Source organism: Rhodoplanes roseus, from assembly GCF_003258865.1.
GTDB lineage: Bacteria > Pseudomonadota > Alphaproteobacteria > Rhizobiales > Xanthobacteraceae > Rhodoplanes > Rhodoplanes roseus.
In genome coordinates, this window is record NZ_NPEX01000719.1 from 1 (window position 1) to 306 (window position 306).

Below are 306 nucleotides of genomic sequence, written 5' to 3' on the forward strand. Positions count from 1 at the left end.
GATCGCGATCGTGCTTGCGAGCGTCATCGCCTCGATCTGATCGTGGGTCACGTAGACGATGGTGGTCCCGAGCGTCGCATGAAGCCGTTTGATCTCCATGCGCATGTCGACGCGCAGCTTGGCGTCGAGGTTCGACAGCGGCTCGTCGAACAGGAAGACCTGCGGTTTGCGCACCAGCGCCCGTCCCATGGCGACGCGCTGGCGCTGACCGCCGGAAAGCTGACCCGGACGGCGATTGAGAAGCTTCTCGATCTGCAGCATCTCCGCCACTTCCTGGATCGCCCGGTCGCGCTCGTCTTTAGGGAC

The 306-nt window shown here is 63.7% G+C and carries 1 protein-coding gene; it reads right to left on the minus strand.

All coding sequences use genetic code 11. The features are described from left to right. Positions 1-306: ATP-binding cassette domain-containing protein (locus CH341_RS32115; protein WP_146604746.1), on the minus strand; the 306-nt coding region annotated here is incomplete at both ends.